General features: G+C 64.4%; 14 protein-coding genes. 10 read left to right on the forward strand and 4 right to left on the reverse strand.

Annotated features, from left to right (window positions below):
• Positions 1-9: 9 nt before the first annotated feature.
• Positions 10-498 (reverse strand): type III secretion system chaperone family protein, encoded by a 489-nt coding sequence (locus tag BLU76_RS02275; protein ID WP_063323906.1) that lies wholly within the window; start codon positions 496-498, stop codon positions 10-12.
• Between the two features lie 185 nt (positions 499-683).
• Here BLU76_RS02275 and BLU76_RS02280 point away from each other — a divergent pair, with 185 nt between their 5' ends.
• Positions 684-1808: a transglycosylase SLT domain-containing protein gene (locus BLU76_RS02280; protein WP_083569205.1), complete on the forward strand. Its 1125-nt coding sequence runs from the start codon at positions 684-686 to the stop codon at positions 1806-1808.
• A 126-nt stretch (positions 1809-1934) separates the two neighbouring features.
• Here the strand turns inward: BLU76_RS02280 and BLU76_RS02285 are convergent, their stop codons facing one another.
• Positions 1935-3092, reverse strand: coding sequence for a serine hydrolase domain-containing protein (locus tag BLU76_RS02285; RefSeq protein ID WP_063323908.1), 1158 nt, complete (start codon positions 3090-3092; stop codon positions 1935-1937).
• Between the two features lie 140 nt (positions 3093-3232).
• Here BLU76_RS02285 and BLU76_RS02290 point away from each other — a divergent pair, with 140 nt between their 5' ends.
• The gene (locus BLU76_RS02290) at positions 3233-4450 is read left to right on the forward strand and encodes a cytochrome P450 family protein (RefSeq protein ID WP_092221360.1); all 1218 of its coding nucleotides are present in this window, start codon (positions 3233-3235) and stop codon (positions 4448-4450) included.
• A gap of 187 nt (positions 4451-4637) precedes the next feature.
• Here BLU76_RS02290 and BLU76_RS02295 read toward each other — a convergent pair whose 3' ends face one another.
• Positions 4638-5234 carry a GNAT family N-acetyltransferase gene (locus BLU76_RS02295; RefSeq protein ID WP_063323910.1) on the reverse strand — a complete coding sequence of 199 codons (597 nt, stop codon included), beginning with the start codon at positions 5232-5234 and terminating at the stop codon, positions 4638-4640.
• Positions 5231-5782, reverse strand: a complete 552-nt coding sequence (locus tag BLU76_RS02300) for an RNA polymerase sigma factor (protein WP_092221362.1) — start codon at positions 5780-5782, stop codon at positions 5231-5233. The genes BLU76_RS02295 and BLU76_RS02300 overlap by 4 nt, the downstream gene beginning before the upstream one ends.
• Positions 5783-6092: 310 nt before the next feature.
• Between BLU76_RS02300 and BLU76_RS02305 the strand changes: the two genes are divergently transcribed.
• The 8 genes from BLU76_RS02305 (at position 6093) to sctR (ending at position 14431) form a co-directional block, all read left to right on the forward strand.
• Positions 6093-7220, forward strand: coding sequence for a TyeA family type III secretion system gatekeeper subunit (locus tag BLU76_RS02305; protein ID WP_092149081.1), 1128 nt, complete (start codon positions 6093-6095; stop codon positions 7218-7220).
• Entirely contained in the window at positions 7217-9304 is a 2088-nt protein-coding gene (gene sctV / locus BLU76_RS02310) for a type III secretion system export apparatus subunit SctV (RefSeq protein WP_063323913.1), read from the forward strand. Before BLU76_RS02305 ends, sctV begins: the two co-directional genes overlap by 4 nt.
• A gap of 157 nt (positions 9305-9461) precedes the next feature.
• Positions 9462-10355, forward strand: coding sequence for an FHA domain-containing protein (locus BLU76_RS02315; RefSeq protein WP_092149078.1), 894 nt, complete (start codon positions 9462-9464; stop codon positions 10353-10355).
• A complete protein-coding gene (locus BLU76_RS02320) occupies positions 10355-11713 on the forward strand; it encodes a FliI/YscN family ATPase (RefSeq protein WP_092221364.1) in 1359 nt (452 codons plus the stop codon). Before BLU76_RS02315 ends, BLU76_RS02320 begins: the two co-directional genes overlap by 1 nt.
• A complete protein-coding gene (locus tag BLU76_RS02325; protein ID WP_092221366.1) occupies positions 11700-12119 on the forward strand; it encodes a YscO family type III secretion system apparatus protein in 420 nt (139 codons plus the stop codon). The genes BLU76_RS02320 and BLU76_RS02325 overlap by 14 nt, the downstream gene beginning before the upstream one ends.
• A complete protein-coding gene (locus BLU76_RS02330; RefSeq protein ID WP_256572625.1) occupies positions 12112-12681 on the forward strand; it encodes a type III secretion protein in 570 nt (189 codons plus the stop codon). Before BLU76_RS02325 ends, BLU76_RS02330 begins: the two co-directional genes overlap by 8 nt.
• Positions 12678-13781, forward strand: a complete 1104-nt coding sequence (gene sctQ, locus BLU76_RS02335; RefSeq protein WP_092221368.1) for a type III secretion system cytoplasmic ring protein SctQ — start codon at positions 12678-12680, stop codon at positions 13779-13781. Before BLU76_RS02330 ends, sctQ begins: the two co-directional genes overlap by 4 nt.
• The gene (gene sctR, locus BLU76_RS02340; protein WP_063323918.1) at positions 13778-14431 is read left to right on the forward strand and encodes a type III secretion system export apparatus subunit SctR; all 654 of its coding nucleotides are present in this window, start codon (positions 13778-13780) and stop codon (positions 14429-14431) included. The genes sctQ and sctR overlap by 4 nt, the downstream gene beginning before the upstream one ends.
• Positions 14432-14439 lie beyond the last annotated feature (8 nt).

Here is a 14439-nt window from a genome sequence, read left to right on the forward strand (position 1 = left end):
CGTGTTCTCCTAGATTGACAGGGCGCTGTTGAGCCCGGTGCTACGGGGGGTGGGTTTGTGCTGGGTGGTCTTGGCGGTGTCGTTTGGGCTGGCACCGTCGAAGAAGTAGCCATCGCGCCAAATCAGCGCCATGTCGGCAGCACCGCCCATCAGCCCGAGCAGACGCTCGGCCGTGAGGGTTTCCAGGGGGACGTGGCCGATCAGGATCACCTGTTCGCTGTCGCGGTTGTAAGACAGGGAAGGGCAGAACGCGCCGCTCAGCAGGTACAGGTTGGTTTCCAGCAGCCGTTGCAGGACCGCTTCCCGATTCGCCACCGGCAATGGCCCGAAGCTGCAGTAGATAAAGACGTCTCCCTCACCCACGCCTGGGGTGTGCTTCAGGGAAAAGTCCACATCCTTGACCGACAGGTTCGCCTGCTCGTAGAACGCTGCCGGGGTAGGAATCATTGTGAGTTCGCAGAGCTGATCGATCAGCTTGCAATAGATGGGTGACGCCATGAGTGACCTCGCATTGTCATCCAGGCGCCGACGAGCGCCTGCTGCCCATGGTGAGTGACAGCTGCGGCATTTCGGTTCCAACCGAGCCCCTGCCGCCCGATGACAGCGTGCCGGACGAGCCGCGTGGAACCGCTGCCTTGCGATCTGCCACCCAATGGCGCCACCTCACTCAAGGTTGACCGCCCATGCCTCGATCAATTGCACTTTTGCCGGCCCTTCGCTTCGTCCCCAAAGGGTTGTCCATGCTGGCCATGGGGACCTTGCTGTATGGCTGCCAGCACCTCGAACCGCAGTTGACCATTGGTGATCCGTTCGCCAACGAGCCTTACCGCTCGCAACTGCGCTGGCTTGAGCCGGCGCCTACGGACACGATCATCCAGATCGGCGAGTCATCCCCGCAAAGCGGCGGCAGCCTGTGGACGCGCATGCGCCAGGGGTTTTCCTTGCAGGCCAAGACCCAGGGTGTGGCGCGTATCGATGAGCAACGCCGCTGGCTGATGGATCGCCCGGCTTTTCTCACCCAGACCGGGCGTGCCGGCAGCCGTTACTTGCATTTCATCGTGGGTGAACTGAACAAGCGCAACATGCCGCTGGAACTGGCGCTGCTGCCAGCCATCGAGAGCGGGTTCAATCCGAACGCCCAATCGCCGGCCCAGGCCCTGGGCCTTTGGCAATTCATTCCCGCCACGGGGCGCCGCTATCAATTGCAGCAGCGGGGCGACTATGACGAGCGCCGGGACATTCCGTCATCGACGCGGGCCGCCCTGGATTATCTGTCCTACCTGCACGATTACTTCGACGGCGACTGGCTGCTGGCGCTGGCCGCCTACAACGCCGGGGAAGGGCGCGTACGCGACGCCATCACGCGCAATCGCGCCCGCGGCCTGGCGACCAACTATTGGAACCTGTCGTTGCCCGGCGAGACCCAGAACTATGTGCCGCGGCTGCTGGCGCTGTCGCAACTGGTGAATGCGCCCGCCGACTATGGCGTGAGCCTGGCGCCCATCGCCGACCAGCCGTATTTCCAGATGGTCGCCTTGGCGCAGCCGGTGGACCTGGCGCACCTGGCGCAGTTGTCCGGTGTTCATGAACGAGAATTGCGCATGCTTAACCCTGCCGCGCGCGGCAGGGCCAGGGGGCGCCTGCTGATGCCCCTGGACGCATCGCGCAGGTTGCTGGCCCAACCGGACATGATCGCCAAGGCCGCGCTGCCCCGCGTGGCCGGTAGCGAAGAACAAGTGGTTGCCTCACCCGATACCGGCACGGCCGAGCCGCAGGTGGCGGAGGTGGTAGTGCCGCCAGGGGTGTGAGCCGGTTGCTTCCAGAAGCGGAACGCGGAGCGTCCCTGGCGGCATTCCCACGCGGAGCGTGGGGAACGACCTTCCGCAGCCTGATCTTTCGCTTAAGTGAATAGCATCGAGCCGGTCATCCAGGGTTTACAGGCAGCCCATCGCGACATTGGCCAGGCCGCGCGCGCGTGGGTCCATCAAGACGTAGGAACCAATGGTGTTGCAGGCGAAGCCGAACGCCACGCCGCGTTCAGGGTCGGCAAACCCGATGGTGCCACCGGCGCCCATGTGGCCGAACGCCTCGTTGCCCATGCCATAACTGCCGTTCGCCACGTCCGGCTGGTTGAGCATGATGCCCAGGCCGAAACGCGTTGGGGTCTGGATGGTCGGGTCGTATTCGGCGCTGTGCTCGCGCAACATTTCGTTGAGCAGCGGTGACTCCAGCAGTTGCCCGTCGAGCAGGCCTGCGTAGAACGCCGCCAGGCTGCGGGCATTGCCGTGTCCGTTGGCCGCTGGTTGGGTCATGCGTTTCCAGCCCGTCTCGTTACTGCGTCCCAGCACCATGGGCGGGTTGGCGAAGGCCAGCGCGCTCATGGCGGTCGGCTCGTTGAGCACGTCCTTCAACACCCGGCCAAACGCTTCGTCGTCGATCTCGTCTTTGGTGCGCGCCATGTAGGCACAGCGGGCGATGGTCGCGTCGTCCAGGCCGAGGTGGAAGTCCAGCCCGAGCGGCACCGCCACGCGTTGGTGAATGCTTTGCGCCGGCGTCAGGCCATCCACCCGGCGTAGCAATTCGCCGAGGATCCAGCCGAACAGCAAGGGTGAATAGGTCTGCTGTTCCCCAGCCGCGGCCCAGGGAGTTTCCTCGGCGATCAGGTCGGTCATGGTGTCCCAGTCGTAGAGGGTTTCCGGTGCCAGGGGCGTGCGCAGCGCAGGCAACCCGGCACGGTGGCAAAGCACCTGGCGCAGGGTGATCGACGCTTTGCCGGCGTTGGCGAAGGCCGGCCAGTAGTGGCAGACCGGCGCGTCCAGGTCCAGGCGTCCTTCGCCGACCAGCTGCATGATCGCCACCGCCGTGAAGGGCTTGGTGCAGGAAAACAGATTGAGCAGCGTGTCGCGCTGCCAATGGCTGTCCGGCTCCGGCCCGGCAGTGCCGGCCCACAGGTCTATAACGGTTTCGCCGTCAATCTGGATGCAAAGGGCGGCGCCGCGTTCGAAGGGGCTTTGCATCAGCCGGATAAACGCCTCTTTGACCGGTTCGAAACGAGTGTCGCATTGGCCATGGATTGCAAGTGCACGCGTCATGTCAGCTCCACGCAAGGGTTGGTGTTTTCCCTTGAGTGACCGTGGCCGTGCAAACGGTTCACCGGCAGGTAACCCACATGGATCTTTTTTGGCGCGCCCGGCCACTCAGGAGCAACGATTCATGCCCCTGGAGAGTGTTCATGGCTTACGAGCGTACCCTTGATTTGAATAGCGACGCCTTTCGTGGCGAGGCTTATCGGCATTATGCGGCGCTGCGCCAGGCGTCCCCGGTGTTCCTCAGCCAGGCCGAAGGGCAGTTGCCGATGTGGTACGTCACCGGTGCGCGGGAAGTCGAGGAGGTGCTGCTGGACAACGAGCGCTTCGCCCGTGACCCGTCGCGGATCGATGCGCAGTTCGCCGCGATGCTCGGCGGCGAACAATCCATCGCGTTTCTTAACGACCACATGCTCAACCGCGATGGCGACAGTCATCGCCGCTTGCGTCGCCTGGTCAACAAGGCCTTCACGTTGAAGGCGGTGAATGCCCTGCGGCCGCGTATCGAACAGATCGCCGAGACGTTGCTGGAACCCGTGTGGTCGAGCGGCCAAATGGACGTGGTGAGCCAATATGCATTCCCGTTATCGATCACTGTCATCGCCGAATTGCTTGGCGTCCCTGCACAAGATCGTGACGACTTCCGCCGCTGGTCCCACATGATCGTCCAGCAGGTGGGGCATGACCTGAGCGAGTTGCAGCATTGCTACAAGGAATTCGCGGGCTACATGCTCGCGTTGATCGACCAGCGTCGAGCACAGCCGGGCGATGACCTGGTTTCGGCGCTGGCGCAGGTCGAGGAAGAGGGCAGCATGCTCAGCCAGAGTGAGCTGTGCAGCATGATCGCGCTGCTGATCATCGCTGGGCACGAAACGTCGGCATCGATGATCGGCAATGCGGTGCACATGCTCGTGCAGCACCCGAAGGTGCTGGCGCAATTGCGTGACGAGCCGGCGTTAATGCCTGGCGCGGTCGAGGAGCTTCTGCGCTATGACTCTTCGGTGGAGCGGGCCATGGTCCGCTTCGTTACCCGGGACACCGAACTGGCCGGACAACGCTTGCTACGCGGGCAACTGCTGATTGCGGTGGTGGGCTCGGCCAATCGTGACGAAACGCTGTGTGCAAATCCTGACACGCTCGACATCACTCGCCCGGCCTGCCCGCACATGTCGTTCGGCAAAGGCACGCACTATTGCCTGGGCGCCTCGTTGGCCCGGCAGGAATTGGAAATCGCCTTGAACACACTTCTTCGGTGCTGCCCTGGGCTGCAATTGGCGGTCGATCCCGGCGCCGTACGCTGGCGCTACGTGCCCAACTTCAGGGGGCCGGAGGCGTTGCCGGTGTGTTGGTCGGTGGATGGATGACCGAGGTCTTGATGAAAAAGGGGCTGCTGCGCAGCCCAGCGGGAGCAAGCTCCCTCGCCACGGGTTTATCGACTGAACAGCAGGGGCTGCGGGGGCTGTGCAAAAAATGGCATCGGCTCGAATGAGCGCAGGCCCATGCCTTGGAAAGAGGCGGCTCGCCCGACGTCCAGCCGGACGAGCCGTGGACTCACGCCAGGCTGGCCTCCTCGTTTTGCGCTGGCGCTGAAAGGGAGATGGATGCCGTGTCGCCTGGCGTCAGGTGCAGTCCATAGAGCACGACGTCCGCACGGTTATCAGCGAACCGGGCAATCCCTGGGAAGCGTCCCCATTGGGTCGCGCCGAGCCCTTGTACGCCGCGTTTGCTGGCCTCGTTGTGCTCGATGATCCAGGCCACCAGCGTCTCGAAACCATACTGCCTGGCCAACACCACCGCAGCTTGGCCAAGGCGGATGCCGACGCCGCTGCCGATGTGGTCGCTGCGTACGTAGATCGACACTTCACCGGTCAATCGGCAGGCCTGGGCTCCCCAACAGAAGCGGTTGACGATCAACCAGGCGACGACTTCGCCAGCGCGTTCGAGCACGTAGATCGGATCACCCTCCTTGACGAAACAGTCGACGAAAAACGTCATTTCCTTCAGGGAAAACGCTCTGAGCACGGGGGAGCTGGTACCTCCCAGAGCGCTTTCGTTGAAGATATCTGTCATCACCGGCAAGTCGTCGGGGGTGTAGCGGCGCACGCCGCGTGGCAGGTCGGGCCGGCTGTTCAAACGATTGTGGGTCATGGCCGGGCTTCTCCATAGACGCTTCGTTTGAGTTGTTCACGCGCGCGAAACAACCTTGAACGCACGGTACCAATGGGGACGCCCAGTCGCTCGGCGGCATCGCGGTAGCTGCTCTCGGTGTCCACGGCGGTCCACAGGGTATCGCGCATGTCCTTGGGCAACTCGTCCATGGCTAACAGCGTGCGGTCCAACAGCCGACGGTTGTCGCACAGTTCACTCAGGTCAATGTCGTCACTGGACTCGCTGAACTCGCTCTCATCGAACGTGCTCAGCGGTGGCTGCGCATAGAAGCGACGGAAGTGGTTGCGGATCAGGTTGAGGGCGATGCCGCACAACCAAGTGTCCTGCTTTGCCAGCCCTTTGAACTTCTGCTGGTTGCGCCAGGCTTCCAGGTACGTGAGCTGGATGATGTCGTCGGCGTCGTCTTGATTGAGTACACGTTTTTGCACAAACAGACGCAGCTTGCGTTCCTCGCCGAAGCAGATGTCTGGCGCACCTGTGGGGGCCGGGGAGGTTTGCGGGGGGGTCATGAGATTCAGGCTGTTCATTAATAAATCCCTCTGAGTAGGTTCCATAGCGCCGATCAAAATGTCGACGTTTCCCCCGTCAGCAGGACCTGTGCCAAGCCGGATTTGTGAGTTATCTGTCTGATAATTAAGTGTTTTTTACTAGTGCTTTTGCTCTATTTGTGCAAGGGCATGCACAGCCGTCCCAAGCGCCACTGCATGAAATTGCACCGAGCGAACGCTCGGGCAGGAAACCCTTGCGAACCGGTCAGAAAGGGCCATGGCCGCTGATGGAACTGAATGCTGGATAGCCGCCACCCACTGAGCGTCCGAAACCACGCTCACGGCCATCATGAAAGTAGAAGCCCCGACAAATGCGCATATTGCCGCCAACCTTGCCCAGGCCGTTTCGGCCGTCGTGGGCATTGGCAAGCCTGTCGAATCGTTTCAGGCCGTGCAGTCCAATTCGATGGAGGAGGTCGGCATGACCTTCAGCCATCATGTGGAGCGTAATACCAAGGCGCTGAGCCAGCGGCGCATCCGCAATGCCCGCAGTGAGGTGGGCCAGGTGCGCGTCGAGACGCGGGAGCAGTTGGAAGAGTGGTACGACCAACTCGGCCACCCAGGCAAGCAAAGCCTGGGGGCGATGGCCGCCCAGGCGGGTTTGTTGTTATGTGGCGAGCCGGTGCTTGAAGAGGTGGTGCAGTCCACCGGTGGTGACCCGGCCCGTACCGACCTGATCCTGCAGCAAGCCTTGCGCGAGGCCGAAGTTCAAGGTCGTCTCGTCGAAGCCCAGCGCGCTCGCGACTACCTGCAACTATTGCGCGAGCGTTATGGCGCGCAGATCCAGGCGGGCATGAACATCGCCGAGGCCTTGCGCGCTGCGGGCGGCGATCCCGAACTGCGCCAGGCGGTACGGCGGCTCTATTACGACACCGTGGTGCTCAAGCAATCGTTGCCCACCATGATGCAGGCGTTGCTTGGCTTGTTCGGCGAGGCGGCCTTCGTGCCGGGGCTGGACATGATGCGCCGGGCACTGGCTGACGATATCGCGGCGCACACACCGTCACGTCCTACCGCCCTGTTGCGCACGTTGTTGATCGGCCTGGCCGCCTCGACGCAACTGGGCAGTGTCCTGCACAGCTGCCGCCGTTTGCTCGAGCAACTGGCCTGCAGTTGCCCGGCCAGCCAGCTCACGGCGGTGCTGTTGCTCCAACGCATGCTGGGGTTTGTCAGCAGTGGCCTGTCGGCGGCGGAAGTACGGCGTATCGGGCGTGAACTGGGTGGAGAAGAGGAGCGGGACCAACTGGTCTCCCTGAACGGCCTGTACCCTTTGCTCAAGCGTTTGCCGCTACCTCTCTGGCGGGATAGCAAAAGCCGACAGACCGCGCTGAAGAACCTGTTGGTGCTGCTCGATGAGCGTTCCCGTGGCGAGCCCCGAAGCCAGACCGCTGCCCCGGTGATTGGAGCACGCTCATGATCGCCCTGTTGAACAAAGTCGCCAACGAAGCGGTGCGACGCATCGAGGTGGTCGGGGCGTTCGTGGTGCTGGGCATCGTGTTCATGCTGATCCTGCCCTTGCCGACCTCGGTGGTCGATGCGCTGATCGCGATCAACATCTGCATCTCCTGCCTGCTGATCGTGCTCTCGCTGTACCTGCCGCGACCGTTGGCGTTTTCCTCGTTTCCGGCGGTGCTGCTGCTGACCACGCTGTTCCGGCTGGCGTTGTCGGTGGCGACCACCCGGTTGATCCTGCTCCAGGGCGACGCCGGCCATATCGTCCAGGCGTTCGGCGATTTTGTAGTGGGGGGCAACCTGGCGGTCGGGTTGGTCATCTTCCTCATCCTGACGGTGGTCAACTTCCTGGTGATCACCAAGGGCTCGGAGCGGGTCGCCGAAGTGGCGGCGCGGTTCACCCTGGACGCGCTGCCGGGCAAGCAGATGTCCATCGACAGCGACCTGCGCGCCAACCTGATCGATGTCAGCGAAGCCCGGCGGCGTCGCGAGGAATTGAACAAGGAAAGCCAGCTGTTCGGTGCGATGGACGGGGCGATGAAGTTCGTCAAGGGCGATGCCATCGCGGGTTTGGTGATCGTGGTGATCAACCTCATCGGCGGCTTTTCGGTCGGCATGATGCAGCATGACATGGGCGCATCCGAATCGATGCACTTGTACGCCGTGTTGACCATCGGTGACGGTCTGATCGCGCAGATTCCGGCCCTGCTGATTTCTCTTACTGCGGGCATGATCATCACCCGCGTATCGCCGCAAGGGGAGCCGGCAGGCAGTAGCGTCGGCAAGGAAATCGCCCAGCAGTTGACCGCCGAACCCAAGGCCTGGGTGATCGCTTCGGTGGGAATGCTCGGCTTCGCGGCCTTGCCCGGCATGCCCACGCTGGTGTTCATTGTCATCGCCTTGATCACCGGCACCGCCGGCATCGTCCAGCTCTACTCGCGCGCCCGGCTGGCCCGCCAGGGCGACCAGCCAGCGGAGGTCGTGGCCCCGGCACAGAACGGCGCCGAAGACCTGCGCAGCTTCGACCCGACCCGTGCCTATCTTCTGCAGTTTTCCAAAGCCATGGAAGGCAACGCGGCCGCCGAGGAAGCCATCCAGGCGATCCGCAAAAAGCGTAACGCGCTGGTGGCCGGCTTTGGCCTGACCCTGCCGCCCTTCGAGATCGAATACAGCGCGCTGCTGGAAGACGACGAGTTCCGCTTCTGCGTGCACGAGGTGCCGATGTTGCGGGCAACTTTCGGAGAGCGCGTGGCCGTGGCGCGCGGGCCGCTGCCGTTGGAACCGCGCGACGGGCAGGTCGGCAGCGAGGTGCGTGACGAGCAGCAGTGGCTCTGGCTGACGCCTGACGATCCGCTGCTGGCGGATGAACGCGTGGAGGCGGTGTCGGCCGCCGAGTTGCTGGTGGAGCGCATGAGCCGCGCGATGTTTGCCACGGGCCCACAATTCTTGGGGCTTCAGGAGAGCAAGTCGATTCTCAGTTGGCTCGAAGCGGGCCAGCCAGAGTTGGTGCAGGAACTGCAGCGGACCATGCCATTGGCCCGTTTCGCCGCCGTGCTCCAGCGCCTGGCCGGGGAAGGTGTCCCGCTGCGCGCGGTGCGGCTGATCGCCGAGTCCTTGATCGAGCACGGGCAGCACGAGCGCGACGTCGGTGCGCTGACCGACTACGCGCGCATCGCCCTGAAGTCGCAGATCTATCACCAGTACCGCGACGAAGACGGCCTGCACGTGTGGCTGTTGACGCCGGAAACCGAAGGCCTGTTGCGCGATGCGCTGCGCCAGACCCAGACGGAAACCTTTTTTGCCCTGGAAAGCCTGCATACCCGCGCCTTGGTCATGCAGTTGCGCGAAGGCTTCCCGTTGCGCGCCAAGCGCGTGGCCGTGCTGTTGGTGGCGCAAGACCTGCGGGCCCCGCTACGCGATTTGTTGCGCGACGAATTCAATCACGTGCCCGTGCTCGCCTTCAGCGAGTTGCACAGCAACGCCCAGGTCACCGTGCTGGGGCGCTTTGACCTCGAGCAGGAAAAGCTACGGATGGAGGATGCCGCGTGACGGGCTTGTCTTGGCACGCCAGCAGCGGTGCCTTCACGTAACGATGCAAATCCAGGTGCGTTCGATGGCCTGGCTGTGACAGAGGACGGGGGCCGCCGGTGCCCCGTCGTACAACCGGATCGTGGGCGAGCGTCTGTCGCCCCTTGAGGAATTGACCATGTTCGAACTGCGAGTCTTGAGTGGTCTGCACCGAGGTGCGGCGTTGCCGCTGGTTGGCGAGCAATGGGTGGTCGGGGCGGCGGAGGAGGCCGATCTGGCGCTATACGATCCGGGCATCTGTGGGCGTCACGTGGGCCTGCGGCAGGTGCAGGGCCAGTGGCTGCTGGAACGGCTGGAGGGCACGGTTTGCGATGGACAAGGCCAGCCTTGGGCCGCGACCGAGCCCTTGCAGAGCAATGCTCCGTTTGCCGTGGCAGGCGTCTGGCTGTGCCTGGCCCCGGCCGATCAGCCCTGGCCCGAAGAGGCGGCGCTGGACGACGCTGCGCATCTTGCGCTGGACCGGGAAACCCCGAAGCCCGCCGTGCGGCCGTCGTGGCCCAAGCGCCTGGCCATTGCCGCGGCGGTGATCACCGTCGCCTCCAGCGCCTGGGCCTTTACCAGCCAGCCGGCGCAGACTGTGGCACGCAGCCCGGCCCAGCAGCTCAAGCAGACCAAGGTGGCCCTGGACAATGTCGAGGCGGTCCGCCTGGAGCTGGATCGCATGTTGCAGGAGCGCGATTTGGACGCCGGTGTACGGGTCGAGAGCCAGGACGACCGGCTGGTCCTGGTGGGTGAGTTGCCGCGCCCGCGCCTGGCGATGGTCGAACGACTGATCGAGCGCTTCCACGACCGCTACGAAACGCCGATCGGGATCACGGCCAACGTCAAGGAACGGCTGACGAAGCTGCCGTTCCAGATCGCCCAGATCGTGGGCGGTAAGCATGGTCACGTGGTCACCGCCGATGGCCGTCGGTTGTTCCTGGGCGACCAGATCGATGGCCTGCGCTTGACTGCCATCGACAGCGGCAAAGTCACCTTCGAGGGTGACCAACGCTACGAGGTCACCTGGTGATGACGCAGGCGGCCATCGCGCGACTGGAGGCCTGGGAGGCCGGGCAATTGGCGCACTTGCGTCGCTTCGCGCCGGTCATGGTGCGCGGACGGGTGCAGCGGGTCAGCGGCATCTTGCTGCAGTGCCGGCTGCCGGGGGCGCAGATCGGCGACCTCTGCCGGGTCGAGCGCGACGCCCGCGAGCCGCTGCTCGCCGAAATTGTCGGCTTCGACCAGCACGATGCCTTGCTCAGCGCCTTGGGCGGGCTGGAGGGCGTCCGGGTCGGTGCGGCGGTGGAGCCGCTGGGCATGCCGCATCGGGTGTGCGTGGGGCCGCAGTTGCTGGGCCAGGTGCTGGATGGATTCGGCCGGCCGCTGGTGGATGGCGGCGCGGGAGCCTTCGCCGGTGCGCATGTGCCGAATGCGTCGCCGGTGATTGGCGAGGCCCCGGCGCCCACCGCGCGACCGCGCATCCAACGGCCCTTGATGACCGGCGTACGGGCCATCGACGGCCCGCTGACGCTCGGCGAAGGCCAGCGTGTGGGGCTGTTCGCCGGCGCCGGTTGTGGCAAGACCACACTGTTGGCGGAGATTGCCCGGAACGTTGATTGCGATGTCATCGTGTTCGGCCTGATCGGCGAGCGTGGGCGCGAACTGCGTGAATTCCTCGACCATGAGCTGGATGATGAACTGCGTGCCCGTGCGGTGCTGGTGTGCGCCACCTCCGATCGCTCCAGCATGGAACGCGCCCGCGCAGCGTTCACCGCGACGGCATTGGCCGAGGGTTTTCGTGCCCGGGGCCAACGCGTGCTGCTGCTCATCGACTCGCTGACCCGCTTCGCCCGGGCCCAGCGTGAGATCGGCCTGGCCGCCGGCGAGCCGTTGGGGCGTGGCGGCCTGCCGCCGTCGGTCTACAGCCTGCTGCCGCGCCTGGTCGAACGGGCCGGGCTGACCCACGAGGGCGCTATCACCGCGTTTTATACGGTGCTCATCGAGCAGGATTCCATGAACGATCCCGTGGCGGATGAAGTACGTTCGCTGCTCGACGGTCACATCGTGCTGTCACGCAAGCTCGCGGAGCGCGGCCACTATCCGGCAATCGATGTGCTGGCCAGCCTGTCGCGAATCTTGGCCAATGTGGCCGAGGCGGAGCACCTGCGGGCGGGCATCAATCTGCGTCGGTTGTTGTCGGCCTATGAACAAATCGAACTGATGTTGCGCCTGGGCGAATACCAGGCTGGCGCCGACCCCTTGACCGATCTGGCGGTGGAGTCGCGTGGCGCCCTGGACGCCTTCCTGCGCCAGGACCTGCGTGAGCCGGAGCAGTTTGCTTCCACGCTCGCCCACCTGCAGCAGTTGACCGCCTATGTCCCGGGTTGATCTGGACGCCCTGGCGCCGATACGCCGCCACCGCGAAGCGCAAGCCGAGCGGGCGTGGCGCCAGCAGCGTGAGCGTTTGCGTGAACGCGAAGCCGCGGTTGCCGCCGCGCGCGCGCAGATGCAGGCGACCCGTGAGCAACAGGCGGTGCAGCGCGAGGCGTTGTACGGCGAGCACCGTGGCCGAGCGTTGAGTGTGTGCGAACTGAATGCCTGGAATACCCAGGAACGTCGCTTGATTGGCGAACTGGCTGAGCAAGCGCGGGCCGTGCAGGCGCTGGACGATGAACAGGCGCAGCAGGCCCGGCACACGGCCGCTGCCCAGCAGCGGCTACAAGGGCGCCGGCGAGATCTGGAAAAGCTCAGCGCAATGATGGAGTACCTGGTGGAGCCCCCCAGCGATGAATGAGCACAGCGTACGCGGTGGGCCGACACCGCACGGCAATCCCCCGGCGGCCCCCGTTCGGCATCCGCCTCGAGCGTACGAGCAACCGCCTGCCCAGGTGAGTCGGGCAAGCCGTCCGGTGGAGCGTGAGTCCGCCCCTGCCAGCGGACGCGACCCGGACCTGACGGCAGGCAGCAGTGACGGTTACTGGTTTCGTCAGTGGGTCGATGCGCCACGGGGCGGTGCGCAGGATGACAGCGCCGGCACCGGTTCGCTGTCGGGCCTGGTGAACCTTTCGAGCGGCGAAGAGGAGGCGTTTGTCGACCAGCTCACGCCGCGCTTGCGCGCCACCCTCGACCAGCAATTGGACCTGCTACTGCATCTGCCCAATCTGGGCCGCATCAAGGTCTCCGCCCGGCGGCCAGGCGGGGCGTGCGGGTGGGACATCGGCCTGAGCAGCGAAAGTGCAGACGTACAGACGCGGCTGTCGAGTCGATCCGGTCGTCTCGAAGAGGCGCTGACCCAAAGCCTGGGCCAGCCGGTCAGCGTGCGCGTAGCGCAGGAAGAAGAGGTTGGCGCGACATGACAGTCCATGCATTGGTGCTGCCGACGGTGGGCAGCGAGGACGCCACCGCCCGGCGGCTATTGGGAATTGGCGTCCGGTTGCCCTTCGAGGTGGCGGGCGAGACGGGCCTGCTGGAACTGACTCCGGGCGGCGTTGCGGCTGGGAGCACGCCGTGTGTGCTGGCGTGTGCCCATGGTGTCTTTACCTTGGACGAGGCCGGCGCGGTGCTCAGCCTGTTCGGTGAATGCCCGGTGGTCCTGCCTGCCGAACCCGGGCCGGATGACACGTGGTTCTGGTCGCTGTTCCAGCAAACCCTGAGCGAGCCCCTGCGCCAGGCCTTCGGTTTTATCAAACCAGCGGCCGGACCCGCGGTGCAGGGCATTGCCTGCCGGCTCGACGTGAGGGTGGGCACGGCCCGCGTCACGAGCCATCTGGAAATGACCAGTGCGACCTTGCTGGGGCTGCTTCGCACCGATCCCTGGCAACGGCGAGCCGCGCCAAGGATCGAGGGCTTTGCGCTGCGTGTCCCGTTGGAACTGGGACACCTGGCGCTGGCCGCCGGGCAGGTGGCGACGTTGCGCCCCGGTGATGTGTTGGTGCCGCAAACCCCTTTGTTCGATTCATCCGGCCAAGGGCTGATTCGCCTGGGCCGGCATTGTTTGCAGGTGCGGGTACACAGCCGTGCCGCGCCGTTGCGCCTGACCTTGCTCGCTCTGGAGGAGACCGTTATGAGCACCACCGCCGACACCGACATCCTGACGCCGGACTGGGACGATAGCACCGGCTATGAACCTGACGAGCAAACTGGCGAGGCGACTGAGCACCCGCTGTCGGCCTATGCCGCTGAAACCGAGGTGGCACCGATGACGGAGCCGGTCGCTGCCGATCTCCCCGAGCGTTTCGACGACCTGCCGCTGGCGCTGACGATACGTTGCGGTCATTTGCACCTGACCTTGGGCGAGCTGCGCAATCTGGCGCCCGGCGCGGTGCTGCAAGTGCCAGGTGTGGCACCGGGGACGGCGGCGCTGTTTTATGGCGAACGAGCTCTGGCCCAGGGCGAGCTGGTCGAGGTCGATGGCCGATTGGGTCTGCAAATCGCCCGCGTGGATGTGGCTGGATGAGCTTCCAGGGGGTCGACCCCTTTCTGCTGGCGCTGTTCATTGGTGGGATTTCGTTGGTCCCCCTGCTGCTGATTATCTGCAGCGCCTTTCTCAAGATAGCCATCGTGTTGACGATCACCCGTAACGCCATCGGTGTGCAGCAGGTGCCACCCAATATGGCCCTGTATGCCATTGCCCTGGCCGCGACGCTGTTCATCATGGCGCCGGTGGGCCACAACATCGCCGAACAGCTGAAGGAACAGCCGCTGGATTTCAGCAGCACCGAGGCGTTGCAAGGTTCTGCGCTGAACGCGGTAAAACCGTTGCAGGCTTTCATGTCGCGCAACACCAACCCGGACATCCTCGCCCACCTGCTGGAAAACACCCAGCGGATGTGGCCCAAGGAACGCGCCGAGCAGGCCAGCCGCGACGATCTGATGCTGCTCATTCCGGCCTTCATGCTGTCGGAGCTCGAGGCCGGTTTCCAGATGGGATTCCTGATCTATATCCCGTTCATTGTCATCGACCTGATCGTGTCCAACCTGCTGCTGGCACTCGGCATGCAGATGGTCGCGCCCATGACCATTTCGTTGCCGCTCAAGCTGCTGATTTTTGTCCTCGTGCAGGGCTGGACGCAATTGCTCGACAGCCTCTTCTATTCCTATCTTTGAGGACGTGC

The organism is Pseudomonas sp. NFACC08-1, assembly GCF_900106735.1.
Lineage (GTDB): Bacteria > Pseudomonadota > Gammaproteobacteria > Pseudomonadales > Pseudomonadaceae > Aquipseudomonas > Aquipseudomonas fluorescens_Q.